Origin of the sequence: Microbacterium sp. NPDC056044 (genome assembly GCF_042267145.1) — a bacterium.
Classification (GTDB): Bacteria; Actinomycetota; Actinomycetes; order Actinomycetales; family Microbacteriaceae; genus Microbacterium.
The window spans coordinates 316,673-331,463 of the sequence record NZ_JBHJWZ010000002.1 but is presented as its reverse complement, the minus strand read 5'-3'; the positions used below and the strand labels follow the sequence as shown (position 1 = coordinate 331,463).

Below are 14,791 nucleotides of genomic sequence, written 5' to 3'. Positions count from 1 at the left end.
TCAGGCGGTGTGCTCGGTGATGATCGGGCCGAAGGCGTCCGGCAGCGTCGAGGTCGACAGGTCGCGGAGCTCGGCGAGCGGGACCGTGAACAGACCCTGCACCTCGAGCGCCGGCTCGTCGCCGTCCGCAGCCGCGTCGGTCACGCCGATGCGCAGCACCGGGTAGCCCCGGCCCTCGCAGAGACCGCGGAACTTCACGTCGTCCTCGCGCGGCACCGAGACGATGACGCGGCCCGTGGACTCCGAGAACAGGGCGGTGGCAGCATCCACTCCGTCCCGCTCCATGATCTCGTTCAGCCACACGCGCGCGCCGACGCCGAAGCGCATCGTCGCCTCGGCGAGGGCCTGAGCCAGGCCGCCGGACGAGAGGTCGTGCGCCGACGAGATGAGCGACTGCTGGCCGCCCGCGTGGATGAGCTCGGCGAGCTTCTTCTCCTGCGCGAGGTCGACCGCCGGCGGGCGTCCGCCGAGGTGGTCGTGGATCGTGCCGGCCCACTGCGAGCCCGACAGCTCGGTCGAGGTCACGCCGAGCAGGTAGATGTTCTCGCCGGCGTCCTGCCAGCCCGACGGGATGCGGCGCGCGACGTCGTCGATGATTCCCAGCACGCCGACGACGGGCGTCGGGAAGATCGGCTGGTCGCCGGTCTGGTTGTAGAACGAGACGTTGCCGCCGGTGACGGGGACGCCGAGCTCGAGGCAGGCGTCCGACAGACCGTCGACGGTCTGCGAGAACTGCCACATGACCTCGGGGTTCTCGGGCGAGCCGAAGTTGAGGCAGTCGGTGACGGCGGTCGGCTCGGCGCCGGTGACGGCGACGTTGCGGTACGCCTCGGCCAGGGCCAGCTTCGCGCCCTGGTACGGGTCGAGCTGGCAGTAGCGGCCGTTGCAGTCGGTGGCGATCGCGAAGCCGAGACCCGAGTGCTCGTCGACGCGGATCATGCCCGCGTCATCGGGGAACGACAGTGCCGTGTTGCCCATGACGTAGTAGTCGTACTGGTTCGTGATCCACGACGTGTCGGCGAGGTTCGGGCTCGCGACGAGCTTGGTGAACTGCGCGCGCAGCGTCTCGGCGTCGGTCGGACGCGGGAGAGCGGATGCCGAGTCCTCACGCAGCGCGTCGATCCACGTGGGGTAGGCCACCGGGCGCTCGTAGACGGGGCCGTCGACCGCGACCGTCGACGGGTCGACGTTCACGATCTCCTCGCCGTGCCAGAAGATCTGCAGGCGTCCGTCGCCGGTCACCTCGCCGAGCACGCTCGTCTCGACGTCCCACTTGTTCACGACAGCGAGGAACGCGTCGAGCTTCTCGGGCGCGACGATCGCCATCATGCGCTCCTGGCTCTCGCTCATGAGGATCTCCTCCGGCGTGAGCGTGGGGTCGCGCAGCAGCACGTTCTCGAGGTCGACGCGCATGCCCGAGCCGCCGTTGGCGGCGAGCTCCGACGTCGCGCACGAGATGCCGGCGGCGCCGAGGTCCTGGATGGCCTCGACGAGCTCGTCGCGGTACAGCTCGAGGCAGCACTCGATGAGCACCTTCTCGGCGAAGGGGTCGCCGACCTGCACCGCGGGGCGCTTGGTCGGGCCGCCGTCGGCGAAGGTGTCGGACGCGAGGATGGAGGCCCCGCCGATGCCGTCGCCGCCGGTGCGGGCGCCGAACAGCACGACCTTGTTGCCGGCGCCGGTGGCGTTCGCGAGCTTGAGGTCCTCGTGGCGGAGGACGCCGACCGCGAGGGCGTTGACGAGCGGGTTGCCCTGGTAGACCGCGTCGAACACGGTCTCGCCGCCGATGTTCGGAAGGCCCAGGCAGTTGCCGTAGAACGAGATGCCGCTCACCACGCCGTGGACCACGCGCGCGGTGTCGGGGTTGTCGATGGCGCCGAAGCGCAGCTGGTCCATGACGGCCACCGGGCGCGCGCCCATCGAGATGATGTCGCGGACGATGCCGCCGACGCCGGTCGCGGCGCCCTGGAACGGCTCGATGTAGCTGGGGTGGTTGTGCGACTCGACCTTGAAGGTGACGGCCCACCCCTCGCCGATGTCGACGACGCCGGCGTTCTGGCCCATGCCGACCATGAGCCGTTCCTTCATCTCGTCCGAGACCTTCTCGCCGAACTTGCGGAGGTAGATCTTCGACGACTTGTAGGAGCAGTGCTCCGACCACATGACGGAGTACATCGCCAGCTCGCCCGACGTGGGGCGACGGCCGAGGATCTCGCGGATCTTGTCGTACTCGTCGGGCTTGAGGCCGAGCGCCGCGTACGGCTGCTCCTTCTCGGGCGTGGCCTCGGCGTTCGAGACGGTATCGGCGACAGAGGTCGAGGAGGGGGTGGTCACGCGGCTCAGCTCCAGGAATTCGGGGATGCCGGACCTGAACAGTCTAGTTGCGCAACGGATGGGGTGACGGATGCTGCCGGCCGAGGCATCCGTCGCCATCTCCGTCGTCGAACACGGGGGTCAGGCCGACGCGCGGGGGACCAGCACGCCGGGAAGGACGCCCCGCGGTACGTCGAGATCCCGCCCCTCGACCATGCCGACGACGTCGGCGGCGGCCACGTCGTCGTCGGGCCCGAACCTGATGGTCGTGAGGCTCGGCAGCAGATGCTCGGCCAGCGGGAGGTCGTCGACGCCCATCACCGCGATGTCATCCGGCACGCGGTGGCCGCCGTCGTGCAGCGCACCGAGAAGAGCGGCGGCGACCTCGTCGTTGTACGCGGCGATCGCCGTCACCGGGCGCGCGGTGCGGGCGAGTCGCTCGAGCACGTCGGAGTGGTCCGTGCCGGCGCCGAGGTCGTGCAGTTCGAGCCCGAGGCGTTCGGCTTCGTCGTGCGCGCGCCTGCGACGCGCCTCGCTGAACTCGGCGAGCTCGGGCACGGCGCTGCCCCGGTACCCGATCACGGTGTGACCGCGTTCCGCGAGATACCGCACCTGCATCGCGGCCGCCGCCGCGACCGACTCGAGCAGGGCCTCGCGGGTGGACAGCAGACTGATCACGCGGCACTCGGGCGATTCGATGAGCGCGCGGGTGGGGTCCGCCAGCGGGGTGACCGTGATGACCGCGGCCGGCGCGAGCACCGCGGCCATGCGGCGCACGAAGCCGTGCTCCTCGTCGCCGTCCGCCAGGAAGTTCACGACCGGGATGTAGCCGCTCTCGCGGAGGGCCGTCGCGAACACCCGCAGCACGTCCGCGGCGCGCTCGCCGTACGGCAGATCGCTGAAGTCGAGGATGACGGCGCGGGACGTGCCGCGAGCGAGGGCCTGCGCGACCGCGCTCGGCACGTAGCCGAGTTCGCGGGCGGCCGCCAGCACGCGATCACGGGTGGCCTCGGGGATCGTTTGCCCGGCGGTGCGGTTCAGCACGTAACTGACCGTCGCCGTCGAGACACCGCTCAGCCGCGCGACATCAGCGGCGGTGGGTCTCTTCTTGGGGGCGGGCACCGTCTGATCGTCGCACACCCCCGGAGGCGTTCTCCGACCCCGCTCCCGGGTGTGTGCCGCGCGTGTTACCGTGTCACCTAAGCGCTTAAGCGCGCTGACCCCGATCACCCGTGGCCGCTCGTCGGCCAGCCCCGAAGGAGCGGCAATGTCCCTGCCAGCCGAATCACTCGAACCCGTCGAGCTGCTCTCGCAAGACGGCCGCGTCGCGACCGACCAGCCGTCGTCCGGGCAGCCGAAGCTGCGTGCGGGATCGATCTGGGCCTTCCTGGGGGCGTACCTCGGCGCCTACCTCATCCTCATCGTCCCGGTCGCCACGACCCTCGCGATCAAGGTCTCGGAGGTGGCCGGTGACCAGCGCGAGAGCGCGCTCGGCGTGATCGCCGGTGTGGGTGCGCTCATCGCCCTGCTGTCGAACCCCATCATCGGTGCGTTCAGCGACCGCACGACGTCCCGCTGGGGCATGCGCCGTCCCTGGATCTTCGCCGGCGTGATCGTCGGCTTCGTCTCCCTCATGGTGCTGGCGTTCGCCCCGTCGGTCCTGGTCGTCGGCATCGCCTGGGCCTTCGTGCAGCTGTCGATGAACGCCGTGCTCGCCGGCCTCGCCGCGTTCCTGCCCGACCGCGTGCCCGAGGTGCAGCGCGGCAAGGTGTCGGCGTTCACCGGCATCGCGCAGCAGGTGGCGCCCTTCTTCGGCCTGCTCGTCGCCAACATCGCGCTCGGCATGGGCGGCGGAACCGCCGGCATGTTCGTCGCCCCGGCGTCGCTCGGCCTGCTGCTGATCCTCGTCTACGTCTTCACCACGCGCGACCGCGTGCTCTCGCCGAACCTTCGTCAGCCGATGCGCTTCGCCACGGTGTTCCAGGCCTTCGCCTTCAACCCGCGCCGCAACCCCGACTTCGCGTGGGCGTGGCTCGGCCGCTTCCTCATCACGCTCTCGTTCGCCGCGGGTGCGACCTACCAGGTCTACTTCCTCAACGACCGCCTGGGCGTCGACATGGCCACCGTCGCCACTCTCCAGCTCGGCGTGCTCCTGCTGACGACGGTCCTCCTCTCGGTGAGCGCCTCGATCTCGGGCGCACTGTCGGACCGCCTGAAGCGCCGCAAGGTCTTCGTCTTCGTCGCGTCGGCGCTGGTCGCCACCGGCAGCCTGGTCACCGCGTTCTCGTTCGACCTCTGGGTATACATCATCGGCGCGGCCATCTCGGGCATCGCGACCGGCGTGTACTTCGCAGTCGACCTGGCCCTCGTGACCGAGGTGCTCCCCAACAAGGAGACCGCGGCCGCCAAGGACATGGGCATCTTCAACATCGCCAACGCCCTGCCGCAGTCCCTCGCGCCCGCCATCGCGCCGCTCCTGCTCGCCATCGGCGGCGGCGGCAACTACACAGCCCTGTTCATCGGTGCCGCCGTCGTCGCGATCCTCGGCGCGCTCACCGTCATCCCGATCAAGAAGGTGCGTTGACATGACCACGTCGAATCTCCACCCCGCTGTCGCCTCGCTCAGCCTCGAAGAGAAGGCGGGGCTCGTCTCGGGCGAGTCGTTCTGGAAGACCCGCTCCGTCGAGCACGCCGGTGTCGAGGGCGCGGTCCTCACGGACGGTCCGCACGGCGTGCGCCTGCAGGGCGCGGCCGCCGACCACGTCGGCATCAACGAGTCGCACCCCGCGACGAGCTTCCCGACGGCCGCGGCCACGGGCTCGAGCTGGGACCCGGAGCTGCTGCACGAGATGGGTGTGGCGCTCGGCGACGAGTCGCGCGCGCTCGACGTTGACGTGCTGCTCGGCCCGGGCGTCAACATCAAGCGCTCCCCGCTGTGCGGCCGCAACTTCGAGTACTTCTCCGAGGACCCGCTGCTGTCGGGTGCTCTCGGCGCCGCCTGGGTGCGCGGCATCCAGTCCCGCGGTGTCGGCGCGTCGCTCAAGCACTACGCCGCGAACAACCAGGAGACCGACCGCATGCGCGTGAGCGCCGAGGTCGACGAGCGCACCCTCCGCGAGATCTACTTCCCCGCGTTCGAGCGCACCGTCACCGAGGCGCAGCCCGCCACCGTGATGTGCTCGTACAACCGCATCAACGGTGTGTACGCGAGCGAGAACCGCTGGCTGCTGACCGACGTGCTGCGCGGCGACTGGGGCTTCGAGGGCTACGTCGTCTCGGACTGGGGCGCCGTGCACGACCCGGCCGCCGCTGTCACCGCCGGCCTCGACCTCGAGATGCCGTCGACCGGTGACCGCAGCCCCGCCCAGATCGTCGCCGCCGTCGGTGACGGCACGCTCGCCGAGGCCGACCTCGACCTCGCCGTCTCGCGGGTGCTCACGGTGCACGACCGGCTCCGCGCGGCGCGGGGCGACGCGGCGCAGGGCACGCCCGACGAGCACCACGCGCTGGCCCGACGGATCGCCGCCGAGAGCTCGGTGCTGCTGACCAACCGCGACGGCATCCTCCCGCTCGACGCCGCCGCCTCCGGTGCCATCGCCGTGATCGGCGAGTTCGCCCGGTCGCCGCGCTACCAGGGTGCGGGCAGCTCGCACATCAACCCGACGCGTCTCGACAACGCGCTCGAGGCGATCACGGCCGCGACGTCCCGCGAGGTCGTGTTCGAGCCCGGCTTCACCCTCGACGCCGACGCCGAGGGCGATGCGGCGCTCGCCGACGCCGCCATCGCCGCAGCGGCCGGTGCCGAGGTCGTCGTGGCGTTCCTCGGTCTGCCCGACGACGAAGAGTCCGAAGGCTTCGACCGCACGCACCTCGCGCTCCCCGCCGTCCAGCGCGAGCTCCTCGCGCGCCTCGTCGCGGCGAACCCCCGCGTGGTCGTCGTGCTGAGCAACGGCGCCGTCGTGGAGCTGTCGGAGGTCGCCGCGTCCGCCGCGGCGGTGCTCGAGATGTGGCTTCCGGGTCAGGCCGGCGGCAGTGCCGCGGCCGACATCCTCTTCGGCGCAGTCGAGCCCTCGGGCCGTCTCGCCGAGACGATCCCGCTCGCGCTCACCGACACCCCCGCGTTCACCAACTGGCCCGGCGCCCACGGCACCGTGCTGTACGGCGAGCGGATGTACGTCGGCTACCGCTGGTACGACACGACCAAGCGCGAGGTCGGCTTCCCGTTCGGCTTCGGTCTCGGCTACACCACGTTCTCGTACGACGACCTCGTCGTCGAGGTGCCCGACGCGACAGTCGCGCACGCCGTGGTCGAGGTCACCGTGACCAACACCGGCGACCGCGCCGGGGCCGAGGTGGTGCAGGCGTACGTGCGCGACCTCGAGGCGAGCGTCGACCGCCCGCACCACGAGCTGCGGGCGTTCCGCAAGGTGCGCCTCGCGCCGGGTGAGAGCACCCGCGTGCGGCTCGAGCTCGACGAGCGCGCCTTCGCGTTCTGGGGTCCGCTCGGGTGGACGGTCGAGCCGGGCGCGTTCGCGGTCGAGGTCGGCTCGCACTCGCGCGACGTGCGCGCCGAGGCGATCATCGATCTCGACGTGCCGGTCATCGCGGTGCCGCTGGATGCCACCTCCACCGTCGCCGAGTGGATGGCCCACCCGGTCGGTGCCGGTGTCCTCAGCGCGGTGTTCGCCCAGATGGGCGGTGCGGCCGAAGTGATGACGACGTCGCCCGAGATCCTCCGCATGATCGAGTCCATGCCGCTGTCGACCATGCTCGGCTTCGGCGGCGACGGCGTCGACACCGCGGCCGCCGTCGAGGGCCTGCTCGCGCAGGTGCAGAGCCTCGAGGCAGCGCACTGATCTCACGCCGACACATCACGACGACGGATGCCGCGACCCCGCCGGGTCGCGGCATCCGTCGTCTCATGGGTTCATCACCTCGACGGCGAAGGTCCCGGGTGCCCGCTGCTGGCGTCGAGGCACGGCGTTTCCGCCGAAACCGGGGACGTCGCCCTCGGTCTCGGCGGGCATCCCCTGTTTCGGCGAAGCGGTGCTGAAAGAGGGGTTGACGGATGCCTCGGCCCGGGCTAACGTACAACCAAATGGTTGTAGGAATTGAGCTCAGCGATGACGAGATCGACCGTGTGTTCCATGCACTGGCGGCGGCGACCCGGCGCGACATCCTGCGTCGGACGCTCACCGGCGAGTACTCCGTATCGGCGCTCGCGAGCGAGTACGACATGTCGTTCGCGGCCGTGCAGAAGCACGTCACCGTGCTCGAGGCCGCGGGCCTCATCGTCAAGCGCGCCGAGGGGCGCGAACGCCTCGTCCGGGCGGACCCCGAGATGATCGCCCGCGCCCGGGCGCTGCTCGCCCGCTACGAAGAGCTGTGGCGCGCACGCATCGACCGCCTCGATGCGCTGCTCGCCGAACCCGCCGGATCCGCCGGGTCCGCCCCCGCACCCACCACCGAAGAACCGAAGAACGACCACCGCAGTAACGAAGGAGAATGACGATGCCCGTCACCGACGTCACCACCGATCCCGTTGCGCTCACCATGACGCTCACGGCCGACTTCGCCGCTCCCGTCGAGCGGCTGTGGGAGGCCTTCACCGACCCGCAGCAGCTCGAGCGGTTCTGGGGCCCTCCCGGCTGGCCGGCGAGCTTCCCGACGTTCGATCTCACGGTCGGCGGCAAGGCCGTGTACTTCATGACCAGCCCGCAGGGCGAGAGGTCCTACGGCGCGTGGGAGTTCCTCGAGATCGACGGCCCCCGCAGCTTCACCGTGCTCGACAACTTCGCCAACGAAGACGGTGCCCCGCTCGACGGCATGCCGGTCATGCGGGTCGTCTTCACCTTCGAGCCCACCGCGACCGGGTCGCGCATGGTCAACGTGTCGCACTTCGCCTCGGCCGAGGCGCTGCAGCAGGTCGTCGACTTCGGCGCCGTCGAGGGCTCGACCATGGCGATCAACCAGCTCGACCGCGTGCTCGAAGGACTGCGCGCCTACTCGGCGGGCAAGGGCACGCAGACCGAGATCCTCGACGACACCCACGTGCGCATCACGCGGCTCATCGAGGGCCCGATCGACCTCGTGTGGCGCGCCCACCAGGAGCCCGAGCTCATCCAGCGGTGGCTGCTCGGCCCCGACGGCTGGCGCATGTCGGTCTGCGAGGTCGACGGATCCGTGGGCGGGAAGTACCAGTACGAGTGGGAGCCGCTCGAGGGCACGGAGGGCGAGACCTTCGGCTTCGACGGCGAGACCGTCCTCTCCGAGGCGCCGCGCCGCGCGGTCACGACCGAGCACATGACCGGGACCGACTTCCCGTCGACGCTCAATGACATGAGCCTCTACGAGGAGGACGGCGCCACCCTCATCACGCTCGTCATCGAGTACCCCGACAAGGAGACGCGCGACCTCGTCCTCGCCACCGGCATGACCGACGGCATGGAGGCCAGCTACGGCCGCCTCGAGGGCGTCCTCGCGGAAGTCTGACCGGCGGACGGCGAGGAGCGACACGAGATGACCGAGAACACCGCCGAGCGGACCGTCACCACCCACGTCGTGGGTGCGGGCGACGACGCGATCACGTACGACATCCACGGAGACCTGACGACGGCCACCGCCGACCGGCCGGCGCTGTTCCTGTTCGCCGCGCCGATGGACGCCGGTGGACTGGCGCAGCTGGCCGCACAGTTCACGGACCGCCCGGTCGTGACGTACGACCCGCGCGGCGCCGGGCGCAACCCGGTGGGCACCGCCGACATCACGGTCGAGCAGCACGCCGACGACCTGCATCGCGTGATCGCGGCGCTGGACTGCGGTCCCGTCGACGCCTTCGGCAGCAGCGGCGGGGCGGTGAACCTGCTCGCGCTGGTCACCACCCACCCCGACGATGTGCGCATCGCCGTGGTGCACGAGTCGCCGCTCGCCGAGGTGCTGCCCGATCGCGACGCGGTGCTCGAGGTGGTCGCCCACATGAAGCGCACGTATGCCGAGCAGGGCGACGGCGCCGCCATGGCGGCCTTCATCCCGTTCGTCATGCTCGACGGCCCGGTGCCCGACGGCTATCTCGAGCAGCCCGCGGCCGACCCCGCGATGTTCGGCATGTCGTCGGAGGACGACGGCACCCGCACCAACCCGCTGCTGCGGAACATGCCGGCGATCATCGAGTACCGCATCGACGCCGACCGGCTGCGGGCGCGCGGCGACCGGCTCGTGATCGCGGCGGGCGTGGAGTCCGGCGACACGCTGCCCGCGCGCGGAGCGCGGGGCGTCGCCGCCGCGATCGGCGGGACGGTCACGGACTTCCCGAGCCACCACGGCGGCTTCGCGGATCAGCCCGGCTATCCGGGCGACCCCGCGGGCTTCGCGGCGCGGCTCCGGGAGGTCCTCGGCTGATCGCCGCACGGACTGATTGAGAAGAGGAGACGGATGCTGCGAGGCATCCGTCTCCTCTTCTCATGAGCTGATCAGGCGCACCGTGCCGATCACGATCAGCAGCGCGCCGACGAGGACGCCGAAGACCTGCAGCACGGTCGACGCGTGGTCGACGAGGAAGACGCGCAGGCGGTCGAGGCCCGGGCGCACGCGGGTCTTGCCGAAGGTGTACACGACGACGAGCCCCACCACGGTGGACGCGGCCACGACGGTGAAGATGACGACGATCGTCGAGGTCGCGACGAGGTCGAGCGCGGCCGCGCCGATCGCGAGGCCGCCCGCCACCGTGAGGACGATGTTCTTCGGCCGGACGTTCATCATGAGCCCGAACGCGAACGCACGCGGTCCGGTCAGGCCGGTCGTGAGGCCCGACAGGTCGAGGCTCTTCGCCGTGTCGGACGTGCGCGCGCGCCGGCCGATGACGAGCGTCATGACGATGAGGACGACGCCGATCAGGATCTCGGCGACATGCGCCCACGGCGGGAACGGGCCGCGCGCCACGTCGGGAACGAGCGCGGCGCCGATCGTGAACGCGGCGACGAGGACCAGCAGGCCGCCGAACCACCCGCCGGTGAACATCACGCTGCGCCGCATCGGGTCGGGGGCGAGCAGCAGCACGAGCACCGAGACGATCGGGAACACGCTCAGCGCGATCGCGACGGCGATCGGGATGGTGTACCAGAGCACCGCGTCCATGTCCGGCGTCGACTCCCGTCTCCCTCGCGGCGAGACGAGGGCGCGTCCTCATCCTGCCGCACCGCGCGGGCGGAGTTCGGTATTCCGCCATGCCGGTCACCCGGCCTGCGCGGAGCGTTCACCCGTCACTCATACGATGGCGGCGTGGACTTCTCCTTCGCCTTCACGCCCGATCTGATCGCGGTGTTCCTGACGCTGTTCGTGCTCGAGGTCGTGCTCGGCGTCGACAACGTCATCTTCATCTCGATCCTCGCGTCCAAGCTCCCCAAGGAGCAGCAGGCCAAGGCCCGCAACCTCGGCCTCACGCTCGCGATGCTCATGCGCGTCGTGCTCGTGCTGTTCGCGGGCTGGATCATCACGCTCAAGGAGGACGTGTTCTTCATCGGCGAGATGGGCTTCTCGTGGAAGGACATCATCCTCATCGCCGGTGGACTGTTCCTCGTCTACAAGGCGGTGACCGAGATCCACCACAAGCTCGAGGGCTCCGAGGAGGAGCACGGCACCGGCGGACGCAAGGCCGTCACCTTCGGCTCGGTGATCGCCCAGATCCTGGTGCTCGACCTCGTGTTCTCGCTCGACTCGGTGATCACCGCGGTCGGCATGACCACGAACCTCGTCATCATCATCACGGTCGTGGTGCTGTCGTTCGGCATCATGCTCTTCGCGTCGCGCTTCATCTTCGCGTTCGTCAACAAGCACCCCACGGTGAAGATGCTGGCCCTCTCGTTCCTGCTGCTGATCGGCGTCTTCCTCATCGCCGAGGGCTTCGGGTTCCACATCGACAAGGCGTTCATCTACGGCCCGATGGCGTTCGCGATCTTCGTCGAGGCCCTCAACCTCTGGGCGGCGGCGTCGAAGGCGAAGCGCGAGCAGCGCCGCCGCACGCCCGTGCAGCTGCGCCCGCAGTACCCGGACGTCGACGAGTCGGTGGCCGTCGCCGCCGCGCTCTCGAAGGACCCGGCCTCGGGCTCGGTGGGCCTGTCGTCGAAGCCGGTGGCCGGCGACGCCGCACCGTCCGCAGCCGAGGAGCGCCAGGGCCTCGGCTGACCCCTCGGGTGCCGTCAGGCGGCGGCGTCGGCGAGGAGGCGGTAGCCCATGCCGGACTCGGTCAAGAGGTGCGCGGGGTTGCCGGGATCGGACTCGAGCTTCTTGCGCAGCTGCGACATGTACAGCCGCAGGTAGCCGGTGTCGGCGACCTGCTCGGTACCCCAGATGTCTTTGAGCAGCGCCTGCCGCGTGACGAGAGACCCCGGGTTGCGGGCGAGGAACTCGAGGATCTTCCACTCCGTCGGCGTCAGGTGCACCCGATCGCCCGCGCGGGTCACGGTCTTCGTCGAGAGGTCGACGACGACGTCGCCGAACGTGACGACGGGGACTCCGGATGCTGCGGACACGCGTCGCGACAGCGCCCTGAGCCGTGCGAGCAGCTCGTCGATCTGGAACGGCTTGGTGACGTAGTCGTCCGCTCCGGCGTCCAGCGACTCGACCTTGTCGGCGGAGCCGGTGCGGCCCGAGACCACGATGATCGGGGCGCTGGTCCAGCCCCGCAGCGCCTCGATGACCTGCACGCCGTCGAGTCGCGGCATCCCGAGGTCCACCATCACGATGTCGGGGTGCTCCTTCGCGGCGAGGGCGATGGCCGAGGCGCCGTCGGGCGCGGCGATGACCTCGTAGCCGTGCGCGGCGAGCGTGATGCGCAGCGCGCGCACGAGCTGCGGATCGTCGTCGGCGATCAGGACCTTCACTCGCTCTCCCTCCCGCTGACGGGGATCGCGTCGGCGACCGGCAGCGCGATGACCATCGTGAGGCCTCCGCCGGGGGTGTCCTCGGGGGCGAGCGTACCGCCCATGCCCTCGGTGAACCCCTTCGACAGGGCGAGGCCGAGGCCGAGGCCCGCCGTGTTGTCGGTGTCTCCGAGCCGCTGGAACGGCACGAACATGTCGTCGCGGCGGTCCGGGGCGACGCCCGTGCCGTGGTCGACGACGCGGATCTCGGCGGTGCCCCCGAGCCGGCTCGTGGCGACGCGCACGTGCGAGCCCGCCGGGGCGTGACGCGCGGCGTTCGCCAGCACGTTCACCAGCACGCGCTGCAGCAGCACCGGGTCGGCCTCGACGTGAGGCAGGTCGGGGTCGAGCGCGAGCTCGAAGCGGTCGGGTCCCGCGCCGAGCTCGTCGAGCGCTGCCAGCACGATGCCGGCGCTGTCGACGGCCTGCAGCGACACCGCGAGCACGCCCGCCTGCACGCGGCTGACGTCGAGCAGATCGGTGACGAGCGCGGCCAGCGTCGAGAGGGATTCGTCGGCCGTGGCGAGCAGCTCGGCGCGGTCCTCGGGCGAGAGGTTCGGCCCCGCGGCGCGGAGCCCACCGACGGCGGCGACCGCGGCGGCGAGCGGGCGGCGCAGGTCGTGGCTCACGGCCGACAGCAGCGCGCTGCGCACCTGGTCGGTCTCGGCCAGCGCCCCGGCCTGCCGCGCCGTGGCGGTGAGGTCGGTGTGCTCGAGGGCGGCCGAGAGCTGCGCGGCGACGGCGTCGATGAGCCGGCGCTCGGAGGCGTCGAGCACATGGCCGTGGAGCTCGAGCATCGCGGGCGGCCCGCCGTTGCGTCGCGCGACCGTTACCGCCTCGTACCGCCCGTCGCGCACGGGCTCGCCGTCGGTCGCGACCACGGTGCCGTCGGCGTCGACCAGGCGCACTCCGGCGAGCCCGAGCGACTCGCGCGTGCGGCTGATGAGCGCGGGCACGGCGGACTCACCGCGCAGGACGCTCCCCGCGACGTTCGCGAGCAGCTCGGCCTCGGCCTCGGCGCGCCGGGCCGAGCGCGCGGCTCGCGCCGCCCGGTCGACGATGAAGCTCACCAGCACCGCGATCACGACGTAGAGGAGGAGCGCCCAGACGTTGCGCGGATCGGCGACCGACACCGTGTAGTACGGCGCGACGAAGAAGTAGTTCAGGGTGAGCCCCGACATCACCGCTGCGAAGACCGCGGGCCAGATGCCGCCGACGAGCGAGACGAGCACGACGAGCAGCTGGTAGGCGAGCACGTCGCTCGTGATGGTGTCCTCGCTGCGCAGCGACACCAGCAGCCACGTCAGCAGCGGCCCGCCGATGAGCGCGAGCGCGAACCCGAGCAGACGGCGTCGCACGCTGAGGGCGCCGCCCGTCATGCGCGGCAGCGGGAACCGGTCGCCCGCAGCGTCGTGCGTGACGATGTGCACGTCGATGTCGCCGGACTCGCGGATCACCGTCGCCCCGATGCCGGGCCCGGTGAACAGCGTCGCGAGACGCCCGCGTCGGCTGACGCCGATCACGAGCTGCGTCGCGTTCACCGAGCGCGCGAACTCGACGAGCGCACGCGGGATGTCGTCGCCGACGACCTGGTGGTACGTGCCGCCGAGGGACTCGACGAGGGCCCGCTGCGCGGCGAGGGCGCCCGGGTCGCCCGAACGGAGGCCGTCCTGGCTCGACACGTGCACCGCGAGCAGCTCGCCGCCCGCCGACCGCGCGGCGATGCGGGCGCCGCGGCGCAGCAGCGTCTCGCCCTCCGAGCCGCCGGTGAGCGCGATGACCACGCGCTCGCGCGCCTGCCACGCGCCCTCGATGCCGTGCTCGGCGCGGTAGGACTTGAGGGCGCTGTCGACCTCGTCGGCCAGCCACAGCAGCGCGAGCTCCCGCAGTGCCGTGAGGTTGCCGAGCCGGAAGTAGTTCGACAGCGCCGCGTCGATCCGCTCGGCGGGGTAGACGAGCCCGGCCGACAGCCGGTCGCGCAGCGACTGGGGTGAGAGGTCGACGACCTCGACCTGGTCGGCGGCGCGCACCACGGCATCCGGGACCGTCTCGCGCTGCGCGACACCGGTGATCTGCTCGACGACACCGCCGAGCGACTCGATGTGCTGCACGTTCACCGTCGTGATGACGTCGATGCCCGCGTCGAGCAGGTCGGCGACGTCCTGCCAGCGCTTCGGGTGCGTGAGGCCCGGCGCATTCGTGTGGGCGAGCTCGTCGACGAGGGCGATCTCGGGGCTGCGCTCGAGGACCCCCGCGAGGTCCATGTCGCTGAGCTCGACGCCCCGGTGCGACACGACCGCGCGGGGCACGACGGGCAGCCCGTCCATGAGCGCCGCCGTGGCCGCACGCCCGTGCGTCTCGACGACCGCGATCACGACGTCGCGCCCGTCCTCGGCGAGGCGGCGGCCCTCTTCGAGCATCTCGTACGTCTTGCCGACGCCGGGTGCCGCACCGAGCAGCACCCGCAGCCTTCCGCGCTTCACGTGCTCACCCTATGACCCGCGACGGATGCCGCGACCGCCGTCCTCACGGAATCCGAACGGCCGGCCTCGGAGACCCCG

Annotated in this window: 11 protein-coding genes; 6 read left to right on the top strand and 5 right to left on the bottom strand. The window is 71.1% G+C overall.

All coding sequences use genetic code 11. The features are described from left to right. Both purL and ACFC1I_RS06565 read right to left on the bottom strand, forming a co-directional pair. Entirely contained in the window at positions 1 to 2,334 is a 2,334-nt protein-coding gene (gene purL / locus ACFC1I_RS06570) for a phosphoribosylformylglycinamidine synthase subunit PurL (RefSeq protein WP_376007208.1), read from the bottom strand. Between the two features lie 120 nt (positions 2,335 to 2,454). Continuing rightward, a complete protein-coding gene (locus ACFC1I_RS06565) occupies positions 2,455 to 3,435 on the bottom strand; it encodes a LacI family DNA-binding transcriptional regulator (protein ID WP_376007206.1) in 981 nt (326 codons plus the stop codon). Between the two features lie 145 nt (positions 3,436 to 3,580). Here ACFC1I_RS06565 and ACFC1I_RS06560 point away from each other — a divergent pair, with 145 nt between their 5' ends. The 5 genes from ACFC1I_RS06560 to ACFC1I_RS06540 all read left to right on the top strand — a co-directional run bounded on the left by ACFC1I_RS06560 (position 3,581) and on the right by ACFC1I_RS06540 (position 9,711). Beyond that, complete coding sequence (locus tag ACFC1I_RS06560; protein WP_376007204.1) at positions 3,581 to 4,897, top strand: MFS transporter; 1,317 nt, start codon at positions 3,581 to 3,583, stop codon at positions 4,895 to 4,897. Between the two features lies 1 nt (position 4,898). Then, complete coding sequence (locus ACFC1I_RS06555) at positions 4,899 to 7,169, top strand: glycoside hydrolase family 3 C-terminal domain-containing protein (protein ID WP_376007202.1); 2,271 nt, start codon at positions 4,899 to 4,901, stop codon at positions 7,167 to 7,169. Between the two features lie 242 nt (positions 7,170 to 7,411). Next, on the top strand, positions 7,412 to 7,822 hold the full coding sequence (locus tag ACFC1I_RS06550; RefSeq protein WP_376007200.1) for an ArsR/SmtB family transcription factor: 411 nt from the start codon (positions 7,412 to 7,414) through the stop codon (positions 7,820 to 7,822). Between the two features lie 2 nt (positions 7,823 to 7,824). Then, positions 7,825 to 8,805, top strand: coding sequence for an SRPBCC domain-containing protein (locus ACFC1I_RS06545; RefSeq protein WP_376007198.1), 981 nt, complete (start codon positions 7,825 to 7,827; stop codon positions 8,803 to 8,805). A 27-nt stretch (positions 8,806 to 8,832) separates the two neighbouring features. Then, the gene (locus tag ACFC1I_RS06540) at positions 8,833 to 9,711 is read left to right on the top strand and encodes an alpha/beta fold hydrolase (protein ID WP_376007196.1); all 879 of its coding nucleotides are present in this window, start codon (positions 8,833 to 8,835) and stop codon (positions 9,709 to 9,711) included. A 60-nt stretch (positions 9,712 to 9,771) separates the two neighbouring features. On the opposite strand, the gene ACFC1I_RS06535 is transcribed toward ACFC1I_RS06540, so the two are convergent. Then, positions 9,772 to 10,446 carry a GAP family protein gene (locus tag ACFC1I_RS06535; RefSeq protein WP_376007194.1) on the bottom strand — a complete coding sequence of 225 codons (675 nt, stop codon included), beginning with the start codon at positions 10,444 to 10,446 and terminating at the stop codon, positions 9,772 to 9,774. Between the two features lie 144 nt (positions 10,447 to 10,590). Here ACFC1I_RS06535 and ACFC1I_RS06530 point away from each other — a divergent pair, with 144 nt between their 5' ends. After that, the gene (locus tag ACFC1I_RS06530; RefSeq protein ID WP_376007192.1) at positions 10,591 to 11,493 is read left to right on the top strand and encodes a TerC family protein; all 903 of its coding nucleotides are present in this window, start codon (positions 10,591 to 10,593) and stop codon (positions 11,491 to 11,493) included. A gap of 14 nt (positions 11,494 to 11,507) precedes the next feature. On the opposite strand, the gene ACFC1I_RS06525 is transcribed toward ACFC1I_RS06530, so the two are convergent. Continuing rightward, positions 11,508 to 12,191 (bottom strand): response regulator, encoded by a 684-nt coding sequence (locus tag ACFC1I_RS06525; protein WP_376007190.1) that lies wholly within the window; start codon positions 12,189 to 12,191, stop codon positions 11,508 to 11,510. Next, positions 12,188 to 14,713 (bottom strand): DUF4118 domain-containing protein, encoded by a 2,526-nt coding sequence (locus ACFC1I_RS06520; protein ID WP_376007188.1) that lies wholly within the window; start codon positions 14,711 to 14,713, stop codon positions 12,188 to 12,190. The genes ACFC1I_RS06525 and ACFC1I_RS06520 overlap by 4 nt, the downstream gene beginning before the upstream one ends. Positions 14,714 to 14,791 lie beyond the last annotated feature (78 nt).

Excerpts from the sequence above, each read along its gene's own strand:
- ACFC1I_RS06550 (WP_376007200.1), top strand. The coding sequence starts at position 7,412 with ATGGTTGTAGGAATTGAGCTCAGCGATGACGAGATCGACCGTGTGTTC.
- ACFC1I_RS06545 (WP_376007198.1), top strand. The coding sequence starts at position 7,825 with ATGCCCGTCACCGACGTCACCACCGATCCCGTTGCGCTCACCATGACG.
- ACFC1I_RS06535 (WP_376007194.1), bottom strand. The coding sequence starts at position 10,446 with ATGGACGCGGTGCTCTGGTACACCATCCCGATCGCCGTCGCGATCGCG.
- ACFC1I_RS06560 (WP_376007204.1), top strand. The coding sequence starts at position 3,581 with ATGTCCCTGCCAGCCGAATCACTCGAACCCGTCGAGCTGCTCTCGCAA.
- ACFC1I_RS06540 (WP_376007196.1), top strand. The coding sequence starts at position 8,833 with ATGACCGAGAACACCGCCGAGCGGACCGTCACCACCCACGTCGTGGGT.
- ACFC1I_RS06555 (WP_376007202.1), top strand. The coding sequence starts at position 4,899 with ATGACCACGTCGAATCTCCACCCCGCTGTCGCCTCGCTCAGCCTCGAA.